At 41.5% G+C, this 25,712-nt stretch carries 17 protein-coding genes and 3 tRNA genes; 12 read left to right on the plus strand and 8 right to left on the minus strand.

All coding sequences use genetic code 11. The features are described 5' to 3' along the window. Positions 1–55 precede the first annotated feature (55 nt). Positions 56–1,681, minus strand: a complete 1,626-nt coding sequence (locus ACH3Z1_RS00355) for an NAD(P)/FAD-dependent oxidoreductase (protein ID WP_490819842.1) — start codon at positions 1,679–1,681, stop codon at positions 56–58. A 138-nt stretch (positions 1,682–1,819) separates the two neighbouring features. Next, positions 1,820–2,194: a DUF3127 domain-containing protein gene (locus ACH3Z1_RS00360; RefSeq protein ID WP_490819843.1), complete on the minus strand. Its 375-nt coding sequence runs from the start codon at positions 2,192–2,194 to the stop codon at positions 1,820–1,822. 240 nt (positions 2,195–2,434) lie between these two features. Here ACH3Z1_RS00360 and ACH3Z1_RS00365 point away from each other — a divergent pair, with 240 nt between their 5' ends. The 6 genes from ACH3Z1_RS00365 (at position 2,435) to ACH3Z1_RS00390 (ending at position 6,070) form a co-directional block, all read left to right on the plus strand. Further along, positions 2,435–3,049, plus strand: a complete 615-nt coding sequence (locus tag ACH3Z1_RS00365) for a 5'-nucleotidase C-terminal domain-containing protein (RefSeq protein WP_490819844.1) — start codon at positions 2,435–2,437, stop codon at positions 3,047–3,049. Next, on the plus strand, positions 3,039–3,971 hold the full coding sequence (locus ACH3Z1_RS00370) for a bifunctional metallophosphatase/5'-nucleotidase (protein WP_490819846.1): 933 nt from the start codon (positions 3,039–3,041) through the stop codon (positions 3,969–3,971). The genes ACH3Z1_RS00365 and ACH3Z1_RS00370 overlap by 11 nt, the downstream gene beginning before the upstream one ends. A 140-nt stretch (positions 3,972–4,111) precedes the next feature. Next, entirely contained in the window at positions 4,112–5,545 is a 1,434-nt protein-coding gene (gene dnaA / locus ACH3Z1_RS00375) for a chromosomal replication initiator protein DnaA (protein ID WP_490819848.1), read from the plus strand. A 135-nt stretch (positions 5,546–5,680) separates the two neighbouring features. After that, positions 5,681–5,769, plus strand: a tRNA-Ser gene (locus ACH3Z1_RS00380). An 80-nt stretch (positions 5,770–5,849) separates the two neighbouring features. Further along, a tRNA-Pro gene (locus ACH3Z1_RS00385) sits at positions 5,850–5,923 on the plus strand. Between the two features lie 86 nt (positions 5,924–6,009). Next, positions 6,010–6,070, plus strand: a tRNA-Tyr gene (locus ACH3Z1_RS00390). A gap of 308 nt (positions 6,071–6,378) precedes the next feature. On the opposite strand, the gene sov is transcribed toward ACH3Z1_RS00390, so the two are convergent. Together sov and ruvA are read right to left on the minus strand one after the other, a co-directional pair. Then, positions 6,379–13,704: a T9SS outer membrane translocon Sov/SprA gene (sov, locus tag ACH3Z1_RS00395; RefSeq protein WP_490819849.1), complete on the minus strand. Its 7,326-nt coding sequence runs from the start codon at positions 13,702–13,704 to the stop codon at positions 6,379–6,381. Between the two features lie 44 nt (positions 13,705–13,748). Next, positions 13,749–14,333: a Holliday junction branch migration protein RuvA gene (gene ruvA / locus ACH3Z1_RS00400; protein ID WP_490819850.1), complete on the minus strand. Its 585-nt coding sequence runs from the start codon at positions 14,331–14,333 to the stop codon at positions 13,749–13,751. A 66-nt stretch (positions 14,334–14,399) separates the two neighbouring features. On the opposite strand from ruvA, the gene ACH3Z1_RS00405 reads away from it, so the two are divergent. Genes ACH3Z1_RS00405 through ACH3Z1_RS00415 form a run of 3 tightly spaced genes read left to right on the plus strand, consistent with a single transcriptional unit; the run spans position 14,400 to position 16,070 of the window. Next, a complete protein-coding gene (locus ACH3Z1_RS00405) occupies positions 14,400–14,651 on the plus strand; it encodes a DUF6364 family protein (protein WP_490819851.1) in 252 nt (83 codons plus the stop codon). Beyond that, positions 14,648–15,079 carry a type II toxin-antitoxin system VapC family toxin gene (locus ACH3Z1_RS00410; protein WP_490819852.1) on the plus strand — a complete coding sequence of 144 codons (432 nt, stop codon included), beginning with the start codon at positions 14,648–14,650 and terminating at the stop codon, positions 15,077–15,079. Before ACH3Z1_RS00405 ends, ACH3Z1_RS00410 begins: the two co-directional genes overlap by 4 nt. Further along, positions 15,072–16,070 (plus strand): beta-ketoacyl-ACP synthase III, encoded by a 999-nt coding sequence (locus tag ACH3Z1_RS00415; protein WP_490819853.1) that lies wholly within the window; start codon positions 15,072–15,074, stop codon positions 16,068–16,070. Before ACH3Z1_RS00410 ends, ACH3Z1_RS00415 begins: the two co-directional genes overlap by 8 nt. Positions 16,071–16,289: 219 nt before the next feature. Here ACH3Z1_RS00415 and ACH3Z1_RS00420 read toward each other — a convergent pair whose 3' ends face one another. Both ACH3Z1_RS00420 and ACH3Z1_RS00425 read right to left on the minus strand, forming a co-directional pair. After that, the gene (locus ACH3Z1_RS00420; protein ID WP_490819854.1) at positions 16,290–18,698 is read right to left on the minus strand and encodes a hypothetical protein; all 2,409 of its coding nucleotides are present in this window, start codon (positions 18,696–18,698) and stop codon (positions 16,290–16,292) included. 102 nt (positions 18,699–18,800) lie between these two features. Beyond that, positions 18,801–19,292: a DinB family protein gene (locus ACH3Z1_RS00425; protein WP_490819856.1), complete on the minus strand. Its 492-nt coding sequence runs from the start codon at positions 19,290–19,292 to the stop codon at positions 18,801–18,803. A 55-nt stretch (positions 19,293–19,347) separates the two neighbouring features. Between ACH3Z1_RS00425 and ACH3Z1_RS00430 the strand changes: the two genes are divergently transcribed. The 3 genes from ACH3Z1_RS00430 (at position 19,348) to ACH3Z1_RS00440 (ending at position 22,924) form a co-directional block, all read left to right on the plus strand. After that, positions 19,348–20,571: a trans-sulfuration enzyme family protein gene (locus tag ACH3Z1_RS00430; RefSeq protein WP_490819857.1), complete on the plus strand. Its 1,224-nt coding sequence runs from the start codon at positions 19,348–19,350 to the stop codon at positions 20,569–20,571. A gap of 65 nt (positions 20,572–20,636) precedes the next feature. Continuing rightward, the gene (locus tag ACH3Z1_RS00435; protein ID WP_490819859.1) at positions 20,637–22,457 is read left to right on the plus strand and encodes a serine hydrolase; all 1,821 of its coding nucleotides are present in this window, start codon (positions 20,637–20,639) and stop codon (positions 22,455–22,457) included. A gap of 17 nt (positions 22,458–22,474) precedes the next feature. Continuing rightward, positions 22,475–22,924: a GNAT family N-acetyltransferase gene (locus ACH3Z1_RS00440; RefSeq protein WP_490819860.1), complete on the plus strand. Its 450-nt coding sequence runs from the start codon at positions 22,475–22,477 to the stop codon at positions 22,922–22,924. Positions 22,925–23,025: 101 nt separating this feature from the next. Here ACH3Z1_RS00440 and fabD read toward each other — a convergent pair whose 3' ends face one another. Both fabD and ACH3Z1_RS00450 read right to left on the minus strand, forming a co-directional pair. Then, a complete protein-coding gene (fabD, locus tag ACH3Z1_RS00445) occupies positions 23,026–23,919 on the minus strand; it encodes an ACP S-malonyltransferase (RefSeq protein ID WP_490819861.1) in 894 nt (297 codons plus the stop codon). 67 nt (positions 23,920–23,986) lie between these two features. Further along, positions 23,987–25,702 carry a tetratricopeptide repeat protein gene (locus tag ACH3Z1_RS00450; protein WP_490819863.1) on the minus strand — a complete coding sequence of 572 codons (1,716 nt, stop codon included), beginning with the start codon at positions 25,700–25,702 and terminating at the stop codon, positions 23,987–23,989. Positions 25,703–25,712 lie beyond the last annotated feature (10 nt).

The following is a 25,712-nucleotide window of genomic DNA, read 5'->3' on the forward strand; positions in this document are numbered from 1 at the left end:
TCTCGATCCTGTTTTCTCATTTTTACAAGTATATCAACGAAAAGGGGAAGTTGCATTACTTCCCCTTTTCTATTATACGATCAGCCACTCTTTCTCCATCCATGGCCGCACTTACAATTCCACCGGCATAACCGGCCCCTTCCCCACAGGGATATACATTATGAAATTGGGGGTGCGCAAGGCTTATGGCATCCCTGGGTATCCGAACCGGAGATGATGTCCTGCTTTCTGTTGCCACCACAATGGCATCATTGGTATAATAGCCACGCATTTTCTTACCAAATGCTGTAAATCCACCCTGCAGACTCTTATATACAAACCCGGGAAGCACTTCGTTTAATGAAGTTGAAGCAACACCCGGTAAGTAACTACAGTCTGGTAAACCGGAAGAATATTTATTGGTACAAAAATCAACCATTCGCTGAGCGGGTGCTACAAAAGAGCCTCCACCAGCTTTGAAGGCAGTTTTTTCGACCGCCGATTGAAATTGCATTAATAGCAAAGGAGATTCTTTCCATTGGTCGGTGTTATCTGACAACGATAATTTTAATTGAGCGAGCAGGTCTTTTCTTTTTTCGAAAAATTCAACCGCATCTGCCTGTTCTACCTGTACTACCATTCCGCTATTGGCATAAGGATTATTTCTTTTACTCGGACTCCAGCCATTTACCACCAGTTCTTCCGGATTGGTGGCCGCAGGTGCAATAATACCACCCGGACACATACAAAAACTAAATACACCCCTGTTGTTTACCTGTTCCACCAATCCATAAGATGCAGGCGGTAATGCATCGTCTCTCAACACACAATGATACTGGATAGCATCAATCAGTTGCTGATGATGCTCGATACGAACACCCAATGCAAAAGGTTTGGCTTCTATCTGTATCTTTTTATCATGCAGCAGTTGAAAAATATCGCGTGCCGAGTGGCCAGTAGCAAGAATAATATCATCGGCCATCATTTCATCACCATCTGCCGTTTTCACACCTTTGATGTGTGAACCGGAAACTAACAGGTCGGTCACTTTCTTTTCAAATAAAAAAACACCCCCACTGTTCCTGATCTGTTCACGCATGGCGGTAATAATCTGGGGAAGTTTATTGGTTCCGATATGCGGGTGCGCATCATACAATACTGACTCATCAGCACCAAATTGATACAACAATTGAAGGATGCGATTGATATCACCTCTTTTGGTGCTGCGTGTATATAATTTTCCATCGCTGTAAGTACCAGCCCCGCCTTCCCCAAAACAGTAATTACTCTCGGGGTTTACAATGCCTTCTTTGTTCAGTTGTGCAAGATCGCGCCGTCTCGCCCGCACATCTTTTCCTCTTTCCAGTAAAATGGGTTGAATACCTTTTTCCATCAATCGTAATGCTGCAAATAATCCTGCCGGACCTGCCCCTACAATAATTACTTTATGCGTAGCTTTTGACACATCCCGGAACTGAATGGTGCCTGCTTCTCTTTGTGTATAAGGTTCTCCGATAAAAGCACGAACAGTGAGGTTGATCCATACCTGTTGCCGGCTTCTTGCATCAATGGATCGTTTTATGACATGAAACCCTGAAATATTTTTCAGGTCAGTGCCTGTTGTACCAGCAATATAAGCACGTACAAGGGCCTCATCATTTGCCTCTGCGGGTTTGAGCCTGAGTGATATTTGTTCTTGCATACTGTTAGGTATTTAGCCTAAAAAGTTCAGGAGTTAAGAAGTCGGGAAGTCCGGAGACCGAAAGTCCGAAAGAAGACTAACTAAACACCATCATCTTTCGGACTTTCGGACTTACGGTCTTTCAGACTTTCTGTCTCCTCAAAATGGTAAATCGTCTACCACATCAGCAGGAGGTGGCATATCATTGTATGCATTTCCTGCGGGTGCATCCTGCTGTCCTAATTTAACAGCTTCCATGCGCCATGCGTCTAAATTGGTGATATAGTTTTCGCGACCGTCTTTTATCCATTTGGTTCCCTTGATATTGAACTGTACACGAACATCATCACCGATGTTGAAACGGTCGGGCATGGCAGTCTTATCCTGAACGCATTGAAACTTTACATAATTGGTAATAACTCTGCCACCAATATCTTCTGATTTTTCGAGCACAAATTCCCTTGTTTTGAAGGTTTCGCTACGCTGAATGATATCAAATTTAGCGACCAGTTTGCCTGTGATTTCGTACGACATTCATTTACAATTTAATGGCCGTAAAAGTAGGATTAAAATTCTCTTTAACCCCAAAAAAAGCCTGAATGGTTTGAATTATATTGTACCTTCCGAAACTAACCATTAACTGCTATGTACAGGAGAAATTATATCTTCTATTGTCTTCTATTTGCACTCAGCTCCTGCTCCAGTTTATACCAGCCGACATCTCTTCAACATACACAGTACCGCATTGAACCGGCTTTAAAAAAAGATTCAGCCATGAATGTTTTGTTGATGCCTTATGCCAAAGACATCAATGCCACCATGAATAAAGTAATTGGCACCAGCGCAGGTACTTATAACAATAACAGACCCGAAAGTGAGATCGGTAATTTTTTAGCCGATGCCTATAAGGCGATGGCAGAAGAAAAATTCGGCCGCAAAGTAGATGCAGGTTTTATGAATGCCGGTGGTATCCGCTCCTATCTCTCCAAAGGAAATATCACAGTAGGAAAAGTATTTGAAATCATGCCTTTTGATAATATTCTTGTTTTACAGGAACTAAAAGGGGCCGTATTACAGGCCTATCTCGATAAAATGGCGGAGGATGGCGGATGGCCCGTTTCAAAAGCGGTAACCCTGGTCATCAGGAATAAAAAAGCCACAGAGGTAAAGATCAATGGAAAACCACTGGACCCCAACGCCGTGTATGTGGTGGCCCATTCCGATTATATAGCCAATGGGGGCAGCGATTGTGAGATGCTCAGACCCATTCCACAGATCAACAGGGGTTACCTGATGCGTGATGCAATCATTGATTATATAACAACATTCACCAGAGAAGGAAAAACCATTCAACCAGTCATAGAAAACAGAGTAACCAATGGCCAGTAACAGGAGAAAATTTATCAAAGAAACTGGTGCGGCATTATTGGCCACATCCATGCTGCCATCTGTTGATCTGGCTGCTATGGCCGATCCCACACAAAAACTCACCATTTTACATACCAATGATGTACATAGCCGTATAGACCCTTTTCCGATGGACGGAAGCCGCAACCAGGGTTTGGGAGGCGTTTCGGCCCGGGCGGCTCTTATTTCAAAAATAAGGCAGGAAGAAGAACAGGTTTTATTGCTCGATGCAGGCGATATTTTTCAGGGAACCCCCTATTTCAATATTTATAAGGGAGAACCTGAAATAAAAGCCATGAGTGCCATGCAATACGATGCAGCCACCATGGGTAACCACGACTTTGATCTGGGCATGGAAAATTTCGCTACACAATTAAAACATGCATCTTTTCCTATACTGGTGAGTAATTACGATTTTTCAGGAACAGAACTTGAAAACAAAACACAACCTTATAAAATTTTCAGAAAAGGCAAGCTACAGATTGGTGTGTTTGGTGTGGGCATAGAATTGAAAGGATTGGTTCCCGATAACCTGTATGGAAAAACGGTTTACCAGGATCCTGTTGTTGCGGCCAATACAACTGCCGGTTACCTGCAAAAAAAAGGTTGTGACCTTGTGATCTGTTTATCACATTTAGGCGATCGATATACCGAGAATAAGGTAAGTGATGAGATACTGGCAAAAGAGAGTTACGACATCGACCTGATCATTGGCGGACATACGCACCGCTTTTTTGAGGAGCCGAGAAAGTACCGGAATAAAAAAGGCGGAGATGTGCTGGTGAACCAGGTAGGTTTTGGGGGGATACAACTGGGTCGGCTGGAGTACCAATTTTCCCGTTTATCGAGAAAAAAACTCACAAATGCCCATACTGTGGTTGTAGGGAAAAAAACAAGTGAATAAAAAATTTTTTTTTCAACATAAAGTCTACATATTCGCACCCCTGTATCTGTTTTTTTCAACATTTCCACATGTGGGAAAAATAAGATAACTTGAAGGCTAAGCGAATAAGTTAACTCATTATAAAATTGTTCATTTTTTGTATGGCTAAAAATGCTGAATCAGTCTGGAGCAATTGTTTGAAGATCATCAAAGACATTGTAGAATGGCAACATTTTAAAACATGGTTTGAGCCGATTAATCCCGTAGAGCTGAAAGGAAACGTTTTAATGATTCAGGTACCCAGTCAATTCTTCTACGAATACCTGGAGGAGCATTATGTAAACCTGTTGGCTAAAACGCTGAAACGTGAACTCGGTAAAGAAGCAAGACTCGAATACCGTATCATGGTGGATAGTGGTAATACCAATGGGAGAAGTGGCTCAATGGATGTACCTGCCAGCAACATGAAAACTTATAACAACAATGAAATGAATTTTCCACTGGTGATCGATAACCCGGTGAAAAATCCATTCGTTATTCCTGGTTTGAAAAAAATGCAGATAGACCCGCAGTTGAATCATATGTACACATTTGATTCATTTATTGAGGGCGACTGTAACAGGGTGGCACGCAGGGCCGGTAAAACGGTGGCGGAGAAGCCCGGAGCCAATTCCTTTAACCCGCTGGTTATATACGGTGGTGTAGGGCTTGGTAAAACCCATCTTGCCCAGGCCATTGGTAATGAAGTGAAAAGAGCTCATCCCGGTAAAGTGGTTTTGTATGTAAGCAGCGAGAAATTCATCAACCAGTTCCAGGACCATAGCCGCAATAATGCCATTAACGACTTTATCCATTTTTATCAACTGATAGATGTACTGATCATTGATGATGTGCAATTCTTCAGCCGGGCGGAAAAAAGTCAGGATGCATTTTTTGCCATCTTTAACCACCTGCACCAGAGTGGCAAACAACTGGTATTAACTTCAGACAAACCACCCAAAGATCTGGATGGTATGCAGGAGCGTTTATTGAGTCGTTTCCGTTGGGGTTTGAGTGCCGATTTACAGGTGCCTGACTACGAAACCCGCATTGAGATACTGGAGCGTAAAATGAAGAACGATGGCCTTGATATGCCCAAAGAAGTGGTGAAATATGTGGCGTATAATATCAATACCAATGTAAGAGAGCTGGAAGGTGCACTGATTTCATTACTGGCACAATCATCATTGAATAAAAAAGACATCGATGTTGAACTGGCCAAAAAAGTACTGCGCAATTTTGTAAAAACAAGCAGCAAAGAAATTACCATCGATGCCATTCAGAAAATGGTGTGTGAATACTTTGATGTGCCTTACGATAAATTATTACAGAAAACCCGTAAAAGGGAAATTGTACAGGCCCGCCAGATTACGATGTATCTTGCCAAAGCTTTTACCAAGAACTCATTAAAAACGATTGGTGAGCATTTTGGTGGTCGCGATCATACCACGGTAATCCATTCCTGCCAGACGGTAAAAGATTTGATGGATACAGACTCTATTTTCAGGGAAAATGTGATGGAACTGACACAGAAAGTGCAATTGGCGGCGATGTAGAAACATTCAAACCATTTTTGAAAGAAATATTTTTAAAACCCGGTATTTACCGGGTTTTATTTTTTGGCAGATAGCTTTTACCTACCTATTTTTGCAGCCCTCGCTGAAAAGTGGGGATAGGCTTATAATCAGCCCGGTGAGGTGGATGAGTGGCTGAAATCAGTAGTTTGCTAAACTGCCGTACGGGTTAAACTGTACCGCGGGTTCGAATCCCGCCCTCACCGCTTATCTTTCTTAGTTTCGGCTAGATAGATATGAATACCGGAAACCGAATCCATCTTAACAAAAGTTATGATGGAAGAATCGGGAAGTAGCGCAGCCCGGTAGCGCACCTGGTTTGGGACCAGGGGGTCGCAGGTTCGAATCCTGTCTTCCCGACGAAAAACCTCAACAGAAATGTTGGGGTTTTTTATTTGCGGATATCAGATGGCAGATCTCAGATGTATTTGATTCTTTTCTCTATATGCGCTGTAACTAATAGCGCATCCCGATATAATCGGGAGGGTCGCAGGTTCGAATCCTGTCTTCCCGACAAAAAACCTCAACAGAAATGTTGAGGTTTTTTATTTGCGGATATCAGATGGCAGATCTCAGATGTATTTGATTCTTTTCTCTATATGCGCTGTAACTAATAGCACATCCCGATATAATCGGGAGGGTAGCAGGTTCGAATCCTGTCTTCCCGACGAAAAAAGATCAATCGACTGATTGGTCTTTTTTTATTGGTGGATATCAGATGGCTGATCGCAGATGTATAATAGGGAAAGATGTTTGGGTTATAGTAAATGCCGACTTCTTTAATCGCAAATCTTAAGCTAAAGACAACAATAGATCTACTGCGCCAGCGAAACCCTTACACTTACCCCTGCCCTTGTATTTACACTCGGCGCAGAAGTAGATATATAAGGCGTTACTTTCCGCTGATCGAAGAAGAAGCGGATATTCACCCGGTTATTGATGATATAATCAATAGAAGGCTGTATGGTAATTTCTTTTTGTCCACCCGTTCCATATGCATTGGTCTGATCGAGTCTGCTATTCGTTAACGATTCATTACGCATAGCCACATCGATCTTGAATGTGATATCATTCTCCAGTTTCTTTCCTTTTCCACCAGGTAATTTAAAGGGCAGATTGAATCCTTTCTTGCGCCAGCTAAAACCAAAGGCCCAGTCGGTATTGCGTGTTTCACTTAACTGGTAATCAACCAGGCTTAAACTCAGCCTTCTTCCTTTGGCATAGGAAAACTTAAAGTTCATCTGGTCATTGGTGGTGATATCAATACCAATCAATGGTTCAAAACTTTCCTGCATGGTTATATTCGGCACAAGGAAATAAGGTACAAAGTTGCCGCTCACCGTATCAATAAATGCCGGCCCGCCTAAGCGAAATGGATCAGTGTATAATAAAGCACTATTGAAGCTGTTCATGCTCAGGTTACCCTTATAGCCATGCGTTAGCGTAATATTATTAAACTTAGACTGCAATCCGGGTAATTTGGTCAATCCTGTATACGTCAATCGCCAGTTTGGTTTTGGTAAAATACCACTGAATGGGTTGGATGAGATATTCGGATTCGATTGTTTAATCAATGCCACTGAATTAGGGTCTTTACCGGTATACGCTGCCAGAAATGAAGGCAGCAACACATCCTGCGCATAACGTCCATATCCTGTTGCATAACCATCTGCCGTAAATTTCTGTCCGGCGGGCAATGCCTGCCAGTAAGGATTGGCTTCTGCTACCCTCTTTGATACCACCAGTCGGTTATTTTCAAAGGTTTTAAATGTCTTTGAAAGTTCATTCGGATTATAACTGCCGAATAAGGTACCAAATGAAATATACGATACGCTGAATCCACCTGTTGCCAATGGATTGAGGTGACTGAACTTGCCATTACCCAGTGTATCCTTGTACAGTTCTGAATAGTCTTTTGTAAATGTCTTGTCAAGGTTAATATCAATCAACAATTCCCTTACCGGTTCAAGTTGCGCCGTAATACTAAAGCGCTGTTCAAAACTCTGTCGGAACAGGAAGTTGAATGTGGTATCTCTTGATATTAGACCCTGTGCCGCTTTTTTATTGAGCCATGCTGTATCGGGTTGTTTACCGAATACATAATCAAGTCCAGGCGCCATACTGCTGAAGTTCTGTCCCAGGAATCTTGTACTGTCCATATAACCCGGTAACCTGCTCCTGAAATTGGCAGAATAGTTCACCGATACATTCTTGAGCATGGTGAGTAATTTACCACCTGTTCTTTCCAGCCCGCTTAATTCTGGCAACTGGTTAGCACGTAATAATTTTTGGGCAATTCTTTCATCTCTTCTTTGTGCGCGCCATTTTTTCAATGCCTCTTTTCTGTCTTTACCCAGCAATCCCTGTAAAGCCACAGATTTGGGTAATAAAGTTGAACCCAGCAGATTGGATGGCGGTTTTTGTTTTTTTGTAGTATCGCCTTTTTGTCGAGGCGGCGGAACATTTTCCAGTGCCCGCATCCATCTCGATTTGGCATAGAGGCTGGCAAAATTAAACTGCGCGGTGAAATTGTTTTCCTGTGCGTTCTCGAGCGTATTTCCCAGGTTATATGCAAGCCTGCTGGCTCCTATCCAGTTATATGTTGTTGTATAACCGTAACGGGCCGTGATCCAGTCGGTCAACGGAAACTTATTCAGCGGCAATGTATAACTAAGTGTTGCCTTCTGGTTATACAAAGTATTTCTTCCACCCTTCATGAAATTCTTCCATACAGAGTCTTTCTTTTCCTTGGTATCAATTCTTCCGAATGGCTCATCCACCCTTGCATTGTTGGTGGCCGAAAAATCGAGATTAAGTGAACGGCTCAGATCCCAGCGCAGGTTATAAAAACGATCAAAGGTGAAATATTTGTCGTAAGTAGTATCTACCCGATCTACTTTACCATCAAATGTGTTGATGATACGTGGAATAAACTCTCCGAACTGTCGCTGTATATCGGCCCTGAAACTGATAAAAGATGGTCGCAGGTTGAAATTAAAATCTTTCACCAAAGCATACCAGGTAGAATTCGATTTGATGAATTTCTTGAATGGCTCTATATACCTGCTTTGTGTGTTGTACGTATAACCAAAACCTCCACGATGTCTTGTTACTTTATTCTGTTCAATGACCGGACTGTTTTGTTCTGTCTGTGTAAAGGAATAACTGAAATCGAAATTGCTCAGACTCAACAACCCCTGTTTACTACCGGGTAATATTCTTGCATTGGTAAAATTGAGTGTACGTATCGTGGTTTGGTCAACTGCCGCTTTACGGATAGAGTCTCTTTTATCTACCGGACTATTGTTTAATTTTTCTTTATAACGTACATCTCTGTCGAACGGATCATATTCGGGTGTTAAAACAGTTCTATTGATACTTGCATAGACAGGTAATGATATTCTGGCTTTTTTGGGTAACAATTTACCTGCATCGATACTCGCAGCAATATCGAACTGCATAAGATTATCACGTGCTCTTTCATTTACCCTTTGCTCAATGGTACCAAAACCCTGTGACCTTGTATTGGCCGATACTGACATGGTTCCCAGATCTGCGAGTAAGAGATCAACCCTCCCCAATGCAGCCCATCCGCCACGTTCATCCATGTCAGACAAACGCAGTTCATTTACCCATACTTCAGAACTCAGTGTCGGACCATCTGGTCTGTAAGGGTTCTCCACCCCTACAAGTATACCCCTTACTTCACCGAGGTTCGGATTACCCCGAACAGAATAGGTTTTATCGCCAAAACGTTCACGATAAATATTGGTTACGGTTCCTCCCAGTTTGTTTCTGCGGAGTTTCAGGTCAATCAAATCTCTTAAGCTCACATTGAGTTCATTGGCCAATGGCCATACTTTTTCTTCCTGCCCACGCGGGTAATTACCGGGTACAGTTACTTTCAGCGGTACTTTAATTTCATAATAGTTATTCAGGAAATCCTGACCAATACGCACAACAGCATAGAGTTCATTATCCTGCAGCACACGCTGACCCGGTACTGACTCGGCATGCAGGAACATGTTGAGGTTACCATATTGTCTGATATCCAGGTTGAGTGTTTTGAATACGGCACGGGCATCTCCTGTTACCAGATTCCTGATCTGCAAACTCATAGCCTGTTCATTCTGTTGAAGATTCACACCGTTGTTACTCAATAACTGAACACGTTCTACTCCCGGAGGCATTATATAGTTTACCGGCGTTCTGCTGCTGTTTTCTTCGAGGTTAACTGCCAGTGTATTAAAAGTTGTACCTGCGGCATTATTTACCGGTGTATAAGAACCTGTTGTATCGAGGTTGAATGAAAACTGTCTCCACTGGTTTCTCACGAGATCCATTCGGGCCATACGAATCACAACTGAGTCTTCAAAATCGGTAAGGTATAAACGTGCAAAACGAATCGATTTAAAATCTGAAATACTTCCTACCTTATTAGAGAATGAACGAATAGGAATACGGAATAAAAACCAGTCTTCAGTTTTAGTGGTACCATCTGCAGCATTTACGGTAATTCTTCTTTTATCAGTGATATAAGGTGTAATACCTACATCCATTCCCGGGCGCAGGTTTACTTCATATTCATAATAAGCTTCCGTTTCATTCAGCGTATTATCTCGGTTCAGGTCTTCATTATCGGGATATAAAGTGGCTGCCGGTGTAAATAGTCCGCCGCTTGTAGCAATAGGTGAATTACCCTGTGGATTGTTGTGGTTTTTATACCTGCCTAAAATTCCTGTACCCAACTGATCGAATGAATTATCGCGGAACCATTTATAGTTATCACGTGCCAGGTCTTCCTGTGCCTGAATGAATGCGGTAGATCCGGTACCAAAATTCTGTGCAATGCGATTGAGTACATATCCTTTTTTTCTTCTTTCAGCCGCATCATCCAATCCATCGAAACCAACATCCTGGAAAGGTCTGTCATTGGGATCATTACTGAATGCCTGTGTAATCTGAATCGGGTTCACTGGTGTTTTACCCCATGTATTAGAACTGTCAACGGATGCAGGAATATTGGGCGTATTCAAACCATTCTCATAAAAACGCTTTCCGTCTTTCAAAACATCTTCACTGATATTACCCAGGTTCAGGAAGAGTTTACCACCGCGGCTTCCGGGGTTGAGTATGAATGGATTTTGTAGCCATATTTCAAAGAATTCAATATTACCCGTTTCAAAATCGGTCTGGTCAATGGCCCGCATAATACCACCCCACCTGTTAGCTGGTTTTGTTAATCTACCATTGGCTGTAAACTCTGAGGATCTTGTTTCGAAATTGTATGGCCCTTTTTCCGTTGGATAAAATGCTAGATCAAATGTGGCAGTCTGCACATCCGTAATATTGGTTGTACGCTGTGGAAACAATTCATTCGTAAATACCTGACGAACACGCGGATCGCTTAGTTCGGCCAGGTTTCTCCGCAATGGATTATTACTGCTGTTTTTATCCTGCAAATTCGGTTCAATATTATACCAGGCTAATTTGGCCCGGTTGAAATTATAATCGATTGAATCGGTTAAAGTAGCTTCTGGGAATTTAGGATTACCCTGTGGTGTAGAAGCCAGTGCCCATGAAACAAAAGGGAAACGAAGATCGATACTGGTTCTTGTTCCTTCAAAATCATCTACAAAAATCAAACCTTGCTCTCCCTTACCAATTTGTGGTGGGTGACCAGGTTTCAGAAATGCTGCTTCACCATATGCATTGATTGCCGATGTTGCTTTGGTAGAATAGAATGGTAGTTTATTCAGCAATCTTGTCAACCCGGGTAATTCAGACTGGTAACTAAAATCGAGACCATACATGGTGTTACGGATCGGATCATCACCATAACCCATTTTGGTAAAGAAGGGTCGTTCACCCAACCGAACAGCAGTAGCACCCAGTGTTAGTTTTTTATTGGCCACATAATCGAGTCGCAATCCGCTGAATCCACGTTGTTGCATGCCAAAACCCGCATTGTTTTCAAAAGAAACATTCACGGGTACATTGGAATTAAGGATACCCGCATTCAGTATACGAACTGTTCCAAGATTATAATCAACTGTATAATCGGTACCCTCTTTTAATATCTGTCCACCTGCTGTAACTGTTACCGATCCCTGTGGTATATTAAATGTATTGAGAAATATTTCAGAACCACTGCTGCTTCCTTTTACCTGGCCCTGCATGACAAATCGGTTCAGGTTGGCATAGGTTTGTGCGATGGCTTTGATAGAATCGTATAAGGCATAATACAGGTACTTATTTTTGACGGAAGCTCCCAATCCACCAAACGCAAGCGTATCAAGATCACGACCAAAAGGTTCGAGTACCGGGAAGATAACTTTTCCCGTTTGTGGTAATACCGTGAAGCCATCAATAAAATCAAATACACCATCAGGCTGAGGATCGTTTCGGTTATTCAACCTGTCGAGATTCAGTATACGTAGTAAAGGTTGTCCGTCTACTGAAGGAGAAGTTTCAGGTAAATATCTTTTCAATCCGCCACTGGGTTCTTCATAGAGTACATTCAGTTTAAAATCTTCTCTTTGTATGCCACCAAATACATCCAGTGAATACACGTTTTTCATCATCCAGTCCCAGATGGGTAATTGTATACGCTGTGATGTGGCTTTTAAAAGTTTCAGGAATAATACTTTCTGTACACCACTGGCAGAATCCAGTGCAACATCCTGTGAAAACTCACCTACCTGGTATACACGGCCGTTATAGGTGTACTGGAAAGCTACTGCCAGTACTTCATCGGGTTGCAATTGTGTATTGATGGAAAGAAAACCTACCTGCGGATTGAATGAGTATTCGGTGGTAGCGAGTTTTCTTGCAAAGGTTTTTTCATAATCATCTACCGGTCGCAATCCTTTCGACAATAACAGTGTATTGATAAAGGATGGATTTCGACTGTTCGGATCACCCGCTAATGAGCCATATAAATTATTGGCCTGGTTATATGGCAATGGATTATTGGTTAGTGGTGTAACTGCCGGGTTGTATGGTCTTGTTTCGGCCAGATCCATCAAACCCACAATATCGCGGGCTTCTGTAGTGGCACCTGTACGATTGGTTACCCATACTTCGATTCGCTGTATCTGTACCTGCGAGTTTACCACAGGCAGGTTACGCATGACTTTATTGTAGTTATCCCTGAAATACTGTCCTAAGAGGAAGTGGCGGTTTTCTTCATAATCATCCATTCTTTTCTGAAAATTCTGACTTGCCGCTCCGCCCTGCAGCGCCACCGACTGTCTGCTGGAACGCTGATTGGCCAATGCACCCGTTACATATAATTTTCCAAACTGAAGCTGTGTTTTGATACCAAATAAATTCTGTGCACTGGGTATCAATGTTCCTCTCGACTGGAATGAGATATTACCTGCTTCAATACTTTTAATCAGCTCATCATCCATACCCTTATAATCGAGCTTGATCTGGTTATCGAAGTTGAGGTTCGACACCGTATTATAGTTGATCGGGAATTTAAGTTTGTTACCAATATTGGCATTTACATTCAGGTTGGCATTCATGTCGAAATCAAATCCACCATTTTTCCTGGCACGTTCAGGCAAAGTGGGGTTTTTGATATTTTGTCCCTGGTAACCTGCCATGATATTTACATCACCAGTCGGGCGTATATCAATTTTGAGTCTGTTCTGTGCGGCCAGTTCATTGGCTGCACTTTTTACATCACCAATGGCATCTTTAATATCTCCGCCATACCTGTTCACTACATCATTTAATCCGAATATGCGATCAAATAAACTGTTGTATACACGAAGAGGTGGACGTTGCGCTTTTTTATTCAGCAGTGTTAATGCGTCGGAACGTTTTTTAAAATAGGCCCTTTCCTGTTCACGTGCCTGTAACTGCCAGAATTCTTCGAATGTTAGTGTGGTAGGTGTGCGGTAATAACGATTGCCGATTTTTTCAACGATGACATATTGTTTGGTTTTCGGATCGTATTCAATGGTTCGTTTGATGAGTGAAGTGTCGCGGAGGTCGAATGGATTTTTGCTTTTCTCTGAAATGGCATCGGCTCTTCTGTCATTGATAGGATAACGCAAAGAATCGCGTTGCTGAGCCAACAAGCTACTATGCCAGAACAAGGCCAGGGTAATGATAAAAAGCAGTCGCAAACGCAATGTGAAACTCTTGGTTAAGTAGAAGTATATGCGATAGACTATAAATTTTTTAATGCCTGTTTGATGATCAGTTCCAGTGATGCATCTGCAGGTATGGATGACATGGTTTTTTTGATGGCATTTTCGGCCTGTGGTTTTTGTATGCCCAATGCGATCAGTGCCTGTATGGCGTCCTGATCTATGCTGGCAATAATTGCACTTCCCAATGGCTGACCGATTGTTTGTTTACCCAGTTTATCTCGTAACTCAACAATCAATCTTTCTGCCGATTTCTTTCCAATCCCTTTGATTCCTTCTAACTGCTTTGTGTTGCCCTGAACAATGGCTCTGATAATTTCATCGGGTTTCATTCCTGATAACATCATCCGGGCAGTAGCAGCACCCACACCCGACACACTAATCAATTGCAGGAAAAGTTCCTTCTCTGCAATATCGGCAAAACCGAACAATGTTTGCGCATTTTCGGTAATATGTAAATAAGTGTGTAATTGTCCGTTTTCTACGTTACTGATGGCCGCATAGGTATTCAGACTGATTTGCAGGTCGTAACCCACCCCATTTACATCCACCACCACACGGGCAGGGGTTTTGATGGTAAATTTTCCTCTTACAAAAGCGATCATAGCAGGTATCAAAAATAGGGGTAAAAAATCAGAATTTGTACGTATCTTTGATTAAAAATCATACGTATGGCGACAAAACTCACGCTTTCCATAGACGAATCCGTAATACGGGATGCGAAAGAGTATGCCCAGAAATCAGGTCGGAGTGTTTCTCAACTGGTTGAATCTTATCTGAAAGCCATTACCAATCCTACCAAAAAGAAAAAATCGAAATTGCCCCCACACCTCAAAAGATGGCATGGTGCATTCAAAATAGAGGATGAAAGGGATTATAAAGAGATCATTGCGGAAGCCATTTGGGAGAAATATAATACATGATACAGATTTTTCTTGATACCAATGTATTGTTCGATTTCTTTGCAGAGCGTCAGCCTTTTGATAAAGAGGCAGAAGAGATCATGGAACTGGCGTATGAAAAACAAATCGAGTTGTATTGTTCTGCAACCAGCTATACAACCGTGTTTTATCTGCTGTCAAAATTAAAGGGAAAGGCTAAGGCTTTTCAAGCAATAAAAGATATGCGCGAACTCATTGAAACAGTTGGGGTAGATAGTTCCATTATAGACAAAGCATTGGAAAATACCCATCCGGATTTTGAGGATGCCATTCAGTTAGAATGTGCATATGCAGTAAAACATATACAAACTATTGTTACAAGAAACCCCAAACATTTTAAAACAAAACAATTACTTGTTCAAACACCAAAAGAATTTTTAGATACGTTCAATCAGACTATTCATGAATAAACTCACAGCAACCATCACCGCAGTAGGCGGATATGTACCAGAAGATAAGCTTACCAATTTCGATCTCGAGAAAATGGTAGAAACCAACGACGAATGGATACGTACACGTACCGGTATCGAAGAAAGAAGAATATTAAAAGAACCAGGTAAAGGGAGCAGCGATATGGCTGTTCCGGCAGTGCAGGAAATTTTACGCAAGAAAAATATTGATCCCCTCGATATTGATTGTGTGATCTGCGCCACCGTTACACCCGACATGGTATTCCCAGCAACAGCTAATATCATCTGCGATAAAATTGGCGCTACCAACGCCTGGGGTTATGATATGAGTGCCGCCTGTAGTGGTTTCCTTTATGCACTTACCACTGGTGCTATGTATATTGAAAGTGGCAGGTTTAAAAAAGTTATTGTGGTAGGCGTTGATAAGATGAGTGCCATCATTGATTATACCGACCGTGCAACCTGTATTATATTCGGCGATGGTGCAGGCGCTGTTTTATTAGAACCTTCAACAGACGATTCCGGTATTAAGGACAGTATTTTAAGAAGCGATGGAAGTGGTCGTCACTATTTACACATGAAAGCAGGTGGATCTGTAAAACCCGCCACCGTAGAAACGGTATTGGCAAAAGAACATTTTGCTTATCAGGAAGGACAGGCGGTTTTCAAATTTGCTGTAAAAGGCATGGCAGATGTAAGTGCTGAACTCCTGGAAAGAAACGGACTCACAGGAGATGATATTGCATGGCTGGTACCACACCAGGCTAACCTCCGTATTATTGATGCAACAGCCAATCGTATGGGGTTACCTAAAGAAAAGGTAATGATCAATATCCAGAAATATGGTAACACCACTGCCGCCACACTCCCACTCTGTTTATGGGACTGGGAAAAACAACTGAAAAAAGGCGACAATATTGTACTTGCTGCATTCGGTGGAGGGTTTACCTGGGGCGCTACCTGGGTGAAGTGGGGATATGATGGGGAGTGAGGGTGAATCGTGAATGGTGAATGATCAATAGTGAGTAAGAAAACGCTGTGTGGTACTTGTGTATAGGTGATTAAATCATGTAGTTACACAAGTACCACACAGCGTTCTTGTATTGCTTAATGCATTTCAGTACCTTCTATTATCTCTTCCCGTCAAAAAAAGAGTATACACTTCGATAACTCATTTTCAAATTTTCAAATTCCAAAATTTTCGAATTTTTCACTCCAAATACCTCACCGTCCTCGTCATCTTTCCATCTGCATTAATACCTTCCAGTACCAGCAGTAGTTTTTTTGAAAAATCGTTGTTATAAAATTCTATCCTGAATCTTGGTGTTTTTTTATTGGTCATGATATAAGGATTCCAGTACAGTGTGCTTCTGGTATCCGCATCATAAGAAGAAGCATCTTTCTCATAACTGGGATTATAAAATTCCCTGAATCGTGAATAACCTGCGAGTACGGTGGTTTCCATTCCTTTTTTACTGGGATCATTTCTTTTTACATCACCTCCTTTCTTGGTGTAAATTGCAATGGCACCGTCAGCACCGCCACCACCTGCGCCGAAAAACGGAGGCCGCATAACTTTAATGTAAGCAATATCAGATACAGGTATAGATTGAACCATATCTACATTCGAAATCATTTCATTCAGGTATAAGGAAGGTGTTCCACCACGCCAGCTAAGCGACATCTGTGAGCCCGATCCCGATATCTGAAGACCGGCTACTTTACCCTGCAAATAAGTTAATGCATTAAAGGCACCCATGGCTGTGCGGTCAGAGGTAAGATCAAAACTATACGCATCTCCCCCGGAAAAAAGACCAGACGCATATTTTTCATCAATTACCTGCATCGGATTTTTTGTCTTCGCCTGCACCACTACTTCCTGTAAGGTTGCAGATGCCATGCTTTTTCTTAGTTTCTCTTCTTCCAGTAAAAACATATTCAATCGGGCCAGTGCAAGACTATCGGATAATGCCTGCAGATAAGGTTGCTGATCTATGCGTACGGTACTGCCTGGCTGTTTTTTCAAAAGCCCGTTATTTAACTGCACCTGTGTTACACGGCCTACTGTTTTATTATTGTCATTCAGATTATAATAAACCCTTGCTGTATCAAAAAAGAAAACATTGGGTTCTTCAAAAGTTCCATCCTTCTGCACCGGAACAAAATACATGTTTACACTACTGTCTTTATTCGACAAAACCAGATTTAACTGTGCTGGTCCGGCATTTTTTACTGTTTCCATACCATATACCTTACCCTGTAGTTTCATGAAATCAGTCTCGGGTTGGTATGGCAATACGGGTTCTTTGGCGGCTTTTATTTTATCCCAGTCAAACCTACGCCATCCATTGGTTAACATCACTAGATCAAGTCTTCTTGTAATACTGTCGGCATCGCTTTTAAGGTAATAAGCCGGGTTATGGATATACCCATGCAACTGGTTACTGAGGAGAAAATCAGAGAAAATGCTGAACTGTTCCGGGCCGGCAAGTTCAGCATCGGTAATCGATACAGACATGTTGGTCGCTGTTGTATCGGAGACAAATACTTCAACAATATTTTTTCCCCGTTTTTTAAGATCAATAATTCCCGGATTCACTTTGGCATTGAACTCATGCATACGGTTGTTCACAAAAAGAATACGTTCTTCGAGCGGAATCCAGTTATTGGTAAACAATGAAAACTGAAGTATACCTGTTTGTAATTCATCAATAGGTACTGCAGTATTGATGACTGTTTTCTCGGTCATCTTAAGCTGCACCTTATAAATAGGTCGCTCATTCATATGTACGAGGAGAAATAATTGTTTACTGTTCTCATCCACATTTGCAGAACGCTGAACTTTTATCAGGGCTTTATCATTGGTACCCTGAATACTAAGCGAAACGCCATCCTGTCTTATACCGGTAAGCGCTGTACTGCCTTTTATTCCGTTTTCATCGGTCCAGTCTACCCTATATTTCTCTCCTGGTTTAGGACTTAAAAAAAAAGTTCCCATACCATCATGTAAAATACGCAAGGAATCAAGCACAACATTTTTATCATTCAATAAAGCACCCTTGATGAAAACCGGTATCCCAAACTGGTTAGTCGATTTAAATGCAATCTTTTCTTCCAAACCCTCCACTATACTGCCACCCTCAGGGAAAAGTTCCAGTTTGGTACGTGCTACTGCCTGCTTTTTTACAGGTTTGTCGCGTTTATTTATCAGTATATCTTTCTGGTATAAAAAACTGGTGTCATCATTCAACATCCACCGGGTATATGCTTTTACCCGCACAAACTCGCCTTTATAAGCGGCAGGTATATCAAAAGACCCTTTGGTTGTTGACTGAAAAAGAGGTCCAACGGTCTGCCGCAACATTTTACCTTCCGAATCGTACCAGTCAACATACACATTCCTGCTTAATGGGCTTGGTATATAATCCGTCATCAGATAGAGTTTATACCAGATGGTTTCTTCCTGGTTGTACAACTGCTTATCAAAATGAATATGTATTTTCTCTTTGGGGAATATATTGGCGTGGGCATCCATGATTGAATCAACGAACTGTGCATTGGCCCTGTCTGCCGCCATAGACATGATGAAAACAATAACAAAAGGTAAAATACGCTTCATCTAACTCTCTTTTGCGCTAAGATAGATAATAATAGAGCGTAACAAGCGGGTTGTAATATGTTAAAACCTAACAGCTATTCCTGAAAATTTGTCGACGCCTGCCTATTTTTTTCTGGCAAATAAAATATAGTCTGTTTGTGGTATTTTTTCCACGCCGAGTTGTCTGAGTAAAGTAACGACCTGACCACGATGATAAGTACCATGATTGGTGAGATGCATGACAATCTCGAAAACCGGCTGGACAAAATGTTCTCCCCTGATATTTTTATAGGGCAAAGAGGCAGACAGCATTTCATCACTGGCATCCTGTACAAAAGAATACCACTGTCGGTTCTGCTGTAGTAACCCATTCGCTATATCTTTCATACTGGGGTGAAAGCTCAGACTTGGCATCACTACCTGCTCATGCATCTGTAAACGTTGCCACCATGCACTCGATGCATCCCACATATGCAGAAAGGTTTTATGAACAGAAGGAAAACTGCTTGCAATGGGCTTGTTTTGTTCTTCCGGAGACAGTTCAATTGACAGATTGAGTAATTGTTCATTGGCCCAGATTTCAAAGGCCGAATAAGAGAGTAGTAATTGCTTCATGATTCGTCTTACATTTGAGGAAGAAGAATTATTTTATCCAGACAATTTACTAAGAATGTCCGAAAAATTCCCACTTACCGGTATCAGTTCTGTAGCCATGCATGCTGCTGGTCACCAGAATGCAGAAGATGCACACCTTACCCCTATTTTCGCCACTTCCACTTTTACATTCGATACCGCTGAAGATGGCATGAATCGTTTTGCCGGAACAGATAAAACCAGGGTCTACAGCCGCTGGGGTAATCCTACATTCACTGCTGCGGAAGAAACCATCGCAGCTCTTGAAGCATTTGGTCTGAAAGATAGCAACGGAAACCCCTTACAGCTTAAAGCACTCTTACACGCCAGTGGTCAGGCCGCCATGACCACCCTCTTCCTGGGTAATTTAAAAACGGGTGATGCTATCTTATCGCATTATTCATTGTACGGAGGTACACAGGAATTAATGACCAAAGTATTGGCGGCTACAGGCATAGAAGCCATTATTGTTGATATGCGAGACCTGAATAAAGTAGCAGAAGCCATACAGCAACACGCCAACATTAAAATGGTGCATATAGAAACACCCGCCAACCCAACCATTCAATGTGTGGATATTGATGCGGTGTCTAAGATCGCCAAAACAAAGGGACTGATCGTGAGCGTAGACAACACTTTTGCCACCCCTTATTTGCAACAGCCTTTTAAATATGATGTTGACTTTGTATTTCATTCCACCACCAAATTCCTCAACGGACACGGCACGGCCATTGGTGGTGTTTTGATTGGAAAGGACCTGGAGAAAATGAGAACATCTATCTGGAAATGGCATGTATTATTAGGTGGTAACAGTAACCCCTTCGATGCTTTTCTGCTGGCACAGGGTATGAAGACATTGGAAATTAGAATGGAAAGACATTGTGCTAATGCACAAAAAGTAGCAGAATACCTAGAACAACACCCTGCCATCGCGAAAGTAAATTTTACAGGTCTGGTAAGTCACCCCGACTACGCAGTCAGCGCAAAACAAATGCGTTTACCAGGAGCGGTCATGAGTTATGAACTTAAAGGTGGATTGGAAGCAGGTAAACAATTCATCAATAAATTACAAATGTGCGTACGTGCCATTTCATTAGGCACTGTAGACACACTGGTATCTCATCCTGCAAGCATGAGTCATTTTGGTATACCCCGTGAAGAGAGGATCAAATATGGCATTACAGATGGTTTGATACGTATGAGTGTGGGTATTGAAAACATAGACGATATACTGAATGACTTGGAACAGGCATTAAAATAAGCTACTTGTAATAAATTGTCTTCTCAGTAGACTGATTTATTATCATCCTTCAAAAATATACTGCTATGAGATTAACATTCATGCTGCTTGCCTGTTGTATGGCAATAGTTGCTTATGCACAAAAAAAGAATACAGTTCCACCGCCAACAGATCGTTTTGCAGGACTTGATACCGCTTTTGAAAGGGTATTGAAAGACCAAGTGGCGGCTGGTTTTGCTGTAGCGGTTGTAGAAAAAAATAAAATTGTATTCGCAAAGGGATTTGGCTTCAGAGATTATGAAAAGAAATTACCCGTAACACCCAATACCCTTTTTGCCATTGGTAGTTGTACGAAGGCTTTTACATCATCGCTATTGGGTATTCTGCAAAAAGAAAAAAAGATTGATTTCGATGAACCTGCTGTAAAATATCTGCCTTCTTTAAAGTTCTATAATGAAGACATGGATAAACATATCAGCATTCGTGATATGATGAGTCATAGAACAGGATTACCGCGTCACGACTTTTCATGGTACCTGTTTAAAACCAATTCAAGGGATACACTGCTACAAAGAATCCGATACCAGCAGCCTTCATTTGGTATCAGGGAAAGATGGCAGTATAATAATTTCATGTTCCTTACACAAGGCTTGATCACTGAAAAGCTCACTGGTAAAAGCTGGGAAGAGAATATCAGTACACATATTTTTCAGCCTTTGGGTATGACAAGATCCAACACCAGTATTGAAGCTTTAATGAAAGATACTGATGCCGCCATCGGATATGGAGTAAAAAAAGACAGCATCATCGACAAACTCGATTATTACCCCATCAATGCAATGGGACCTGCCGGCAGTATCAACAGCAGTGTGAATGAAATGGCACGGTGGGTTATCACCTGGATCAATGGAGGCAAATACGAGGGAAAAGAAATTGTACCTGCAGGTTATGTTGGTACTGCTATGTCTGCACAAATGGTATCTGGCTCCGGCCTGCCTTCTAAAGAAAGAACAGATGTATTTTTCTCCAGTTATGGTATGGGCTGGTCACTCTCATCGTATAAAGGACATTACCGGGTAGAACATGGTGGTAATATTGATGGGTTTTCAGCCAGTACCTGTTTCTTTCCGACCGACAGTATCGGCATCATTGTACTCACCAACCAAAATGCGTCATCGGTTACATCGATTGTTCGGAATATGATCGCCGATCGTTTGCTAAAGCTTCCCTATTTCAACTGGAACAAGGATATCCTGGAAAGTAACAAAAAAGCAAAAGATGCCGCCAAAGAAGCTGAAAAAACAACAAGTTCAAACCAACAGAAAAACACCAAACCAAGTCATGCTTTAAAAGATTATGAAGGCATCTATTCGCATCATGGTTATGGAAGCATAGAACTCATTACCCGTAACGATTCTTTATTTGGTTATATCGCCAGTAACGATGTTACCTGGTTAAAACATTATCACTATGATGTATTTACGCCATTCAATGTAGATAAAGACGGGACCATTGATACTTCCGGAAATAGTCCCTTAAAGTTTCAGTTCTTCATGAATGAATCAGGTGAAATCAATGCACTAAACCTTAAACTGGAGCCCACCCTTGATGCGTTGAGATTTACCAAATCACCAAGAACGATTAAAACCAATGCAGATGATCTCCAGAAATATGCAGGCGATTATGAACTCGGTGGGGCCATTGTAAAAGTTTCTGTCAAAAACAATACTCTGTTTACGCTGGTACCCGGACAACCTGAATACGAAATGTCGGCAATGGGTAATGATAGGTTTGCACTCAAAATAGCACCTGGCTATTATGTGCAGTTCGAAGTAAAAGACAAAGAAGTAACCCAGTTAACATTTCAGCAACCCAATGGAAACTTTGTTGCCAAAAGAAAAAAATAAACGATACTATTTATTTTATGAACATTGATATCAGAAGAGCGGAAAGAACAGATTGCAAAAGGTTGCTGGAGCTGATTCAGGAACTGGCCGATTATGAAAAAGCCCCACAGGAAGTAACCGTTACGCTGGAACATTTTGAAGAAAGTGGTTTTGGCGAAAACCCTGTATGGTGGGCATTTGTAGCCGAAATAGATGGAAAAGTAGAAGGATTTGCACTCTATTATATACGTTACAGTACCTGGAAAGGCCAATGTCTGTATCTCGAAGATTTTTTAGTCACCGAAAAACTAAGGGGAAAAGGTGCCGGCAAATTATTATTCGACCGAACCATTCAGGAAGCCAAAGAAAAAGGTTTCAAAAGAATGGTATGGCAGGTATTGGAATGGAATGAACCCGCCATTAACTTCTACAAAAAATACAATGCCAACCTTGATCCGGAATGGGTGAATGGGATACTTGATTTTTAAAATAGGGAGAGAGTAAAAAAGTGAGTAGTGAATAGTCAGTAGTGAGTGATAATTTTGACTGACTACTCACTACTCACTTAGCAATCTGATTCATTTCCAAATTAACTCACCCCTTCCACCACCGCTTCTTTATAAATCTTCTGCACCAGTCCCTGTAAAACTTTGCCCGGGCCGGCTTCTGTAAAATTGGTTGCACCATCGGCCACCATTGCCTGAACAGTTTGTGTCCATCTTACGGCTCCGGTTAACTGGTTAATAAGGTTTTGTTTAATCATGTCAGCCTCTGTAACCGCTGTAGCTACTACATTCTGGTAAACCGGACAAGTGGGGTAATGAAAACTGGTGGCTTCAATAGCCGCAGCCAGTTCTTCACGTGCGGGTGCCATTAACGGGCTATGAAAAGCACCACCAACAGGTAAAACCAATGCTCTTTTGGCACCGGCAGCTTTCATTCTTTCACAGGCTATTTCAATTCCTTTCACTGAACCACTGATGACCAGTTGACCCGGACAATTATAATTAGCCGCTACTACCACTTCCCCTGTTTCTCCCTGAACAGCGGCGCAAATTTCTTCTACTTTGGCATCATCGAGGGCAAGCACTGCGGCCATGGTAGATGGTACAAGTTCACAGGCTTTCTGCATGGCTTTTGCACGGATACTCACCAGTTGTAAGGCATCTTCAAAACTCAAAGTATTATTCGCTACCAGTGCCGAAAATTCGCCCAATGAATGACCCGCTACCATATGTGGTGTGGCACCTTCGATGGTTCTGTAAGCAACAACAGAATGTAAAAAAACAGCAGGCTGTGTTACATTGGTTTGCTTCAATTCTTCATCAGTACCATTAAACATGATATCGCTGATGCGGAAACCGAGAATATCATTGGCATTTTCAAACAATTTTTTTGCAGAGGCATTGTTATCATACAAATTCTTTCCCATCCCGCTGAATTGCGATCCCTGTCCCGGGAATATATAGGCATGTTTATTCATTATTGAGGTTTTAGTAACCGCAAAAAAACCTAATCCTGCCGATATCCCAAATTTATTTTCCTTAACCCTATAATACGGGTGTAGGCACTTTGTATTTAGCGAGTATGGTTTTATAGGCTGGCAGGTTCGTTAATGCTTCAAGATCAGGATCAAATACGAGGTGGTCAAAGTCGGCATAACCTGCTGCAAGCGATTGATCTAAATATTCCAGGGCTTTGGTATAGTTGCCCAACATAGTAAACATACAGGCAGCATTGTGCAATGCAGTAGCCAGTTTACCGTCTTTTGCACTTGCGTCAATGATAAGTTTGGATACCAGCCGCTCAGTAGTTGTTTTATCTCCCATCAGGGCTGCAGCATATACATAGTCGGCCGTAGTATCTTTTATTCTTGATTCAGATAAACTCAACTGCATGGCTTTCTGAAGGTTCCCATTACCCAACTCATGCTGTTTCATGGTTGTTTTAAAAAAACGACCCAGTGCATAATAACTTACATAACCGGGTTTAAGTGCAACAGCCCGTTGTATATCCCTCAATGCTTCGGTGTTATTATTCAGCTTGATCAGTACATTCGATCGCTCAATATAAAGATCTACCAACGCCAATGTATCTTTTTTATACATCGGTATTGCTTTATCATAGTCTGCCATTGAACTGGCATAATCCTTTTTTAGCTTATACATATAGGCCCTTGCCCAATAAAATGCTTCGGTAGCGGGATGTGTTTTTATGCCATCATTCAGAATCTGAATAGCAGAACCATATTTCAATTTATTCCTTTCAAAAAGATAGTAGTCAAAATAACAATTGATATGATCATTCTTATTGCTTATATAAGTTAACCCTTTCTTGTAATAATCAACTACATCCGCATAGCTGGTCGTTTTTTTGAACATGTTTGCCAGGTCCCAATACACATAACCGTTCCGGGTATCATATTTTAGCGCAGTCAAATAATCGGCTTTGGCTTCTTCAGGCTTCCCTTGAAAATTTTTAATACCCCCACATATACCATAACATTGTGCTATTCTTTTCAGCACAGATGAATCGGGATTTATCTTTTTGAGATCAAGCCGGATCGTTTCCAGAAAGTCGGGCATAGACTCTACATATAATTTATCCTGATACCTGGCAAATCCTCTGTTGAAATACAAAGCTGCATTTTGATTGTCTTTATTAATGCCACTTGTAAAATCAGCCACAATTTCTTTTGTGGTATATTTTTTAACCGCCATTTTAGCATCGCCGCGGTATAAATAAAGATCAGCTTGTTCAATATTGTTGGCAGTAAACTCGATGGCTTTTGTATAGTAATCAATTGCATCCGCAGGGTAGCCTTCCCGGTTTAGGCAATGACCCATATGCTTATACACTTTCGATTTATTAGTACTGTAATCATAGTTGACTATTGCAACATCATAGTCATCAAAAGCTAGGTCATATTCTTCCAAAGCAAAATAACAGTCTGCTCTTAACACATACAAACTTGCCAGTGATGATTTAGCGCTGGATGTATAGTAAGTAATGGCCTTTGTATAATCGCTGGCCGCCACTCTATAATTTCTGGAATGATAATTACCCAAACCGCGCCACCAGTAGGCTTCGCCGCTGGGAGTTATATTAATAGCCAGTGTTGCATTATTGATTAAACCTGCATAATCTTTTTTATCATAACACTCTTTAGCCATTTTATTATAGTCGGCCGCAGTCTGTGACAGAGAAAGCAACGGAGAAAAGGATAGAAGGAATAAAACAAGGGTAAAAAAAGTAATTCTTTTCATCGGAAGGTTA

This window comes from Sediminibacterium sp. FW305-C-49 (assembly GCF_058231085.1).

Excerpts from the sequence above, each read along its gene's own strand:
- ACH3Z1_RS00440 (WP_490819860.1), top strand. The coding sequence starts at position 22,475 with ATGAACATTGATATCAGAAGAGCGGAAAGAACAGATTGCAAAAGGTTG.
- ACH3Z1_RS00430 (WP_490819857.1), top strand. The coding sequence starts at position 19,348 with ATGTCCGAAAAATTCCCACTTACCGGTATCAGTTCTGTAGCCATGCAT.
- ACH3Z1_RS00410 (WP_490819852.1), top strand. The coding sequence starts at position 14,648 with ATGATACAGATTTTTCTTGATACCAATGTATTGTTCGATTTCTTTGCA.
- ACH3Z1_RS00360 (WP_490819843.1), bottom strand. The coding sequence starts at position 2,194 with ATGTCGTACGAAATCACAGGCAAACTGGTCGCTAAATTTGATATCATT.
- ACH3Z1_RS00365 (WP_490819844.1), top strand. The coding sequence starts at position 2,435 with ATGAATGTTTTGTTGATGCCTTATGCCAAAGACATCAATGCCACCATG.
- ruvA (WP_490819850.1), bottom strand. The coding sequence starts at position 14,333 with ATGATCGCTTTTGTAAGAGGAAAATTTACCATCAAAACCCCTGCCCGT.
- ACH3Z1_RS00415 (WP_490819853.1), top strand. The coding sequence starts at position 15,072 with ATGAATAAACTCACAGCAACCATCACCGCAGTAGGCGGATATGTACCA.
- ACH3Z1_RS00420 (WP_490819854.1), bottom strand. The coding sequence starts at position 18,698 with ATGAAGCGTATTTTACCTTTTGTTATTGTTTTCATCATGTCTATGGCG.
- ACH3Z1_RS00450 (WP_490819863.1), bottom strand. The coding sequence starts at position 25,702 with ATGAAAAGAATTACTTTTTTTACCCTTGTTTTATTCCTTCTATCCTTT.
- ACH3Z1_RS00355 (WP_490819842.1), bottom strand. The coding sequence starts at position 1,681 with ATGCAAGAACAAATATCACTCAGGCTCAAACCCGCAGAGGCAAATGAT.
- ACH3Z1_RS00405 (WP_490819851.1), top strand. The coding sequence starts at position 14,400 with ATGGCGACAAAACTCACGCTTTCCATAGACGAATCCGTAATACGGGAT.
- ACH3Z1_RS00435 (WP_490819859.1), top strand. The coding sequence starts at position 20,637 with ATGAGATTAACATTCATGCTGCTTGCCTGTTGTATGGCAATAGTTGCT.
- fabD (WP_490819861.1), bottom strand. The coding sequence starts at position 23,919 with ATGAATAAACATGCCTATATATTCCCGGGACAGGGATCGCAATTCAGC.
- ACH3Z1_RS00370 (WP_490819846.1), top strand. The coding sequence starts at position 3,039 with ATGGCCAGTAACAGGAGAAAATTTATCAAAGAAACTGGTGCGGCATTA.
- dnaA (WP_490819848.1), top strand. The coding sequence starts at position 4,112 with ATGGCTAAAAATGCTGAATCAGTCTGGAGCAATTGTTTGAAGATCATC.
- ACH3Z1_RS00425 (WP_490819856.1), bottom strand. The coding sequence starts at position 19,292 with ATGAAGCAATTACTACTCTCTTATTCGGCCTTTGAAATCTGGGCCAAT.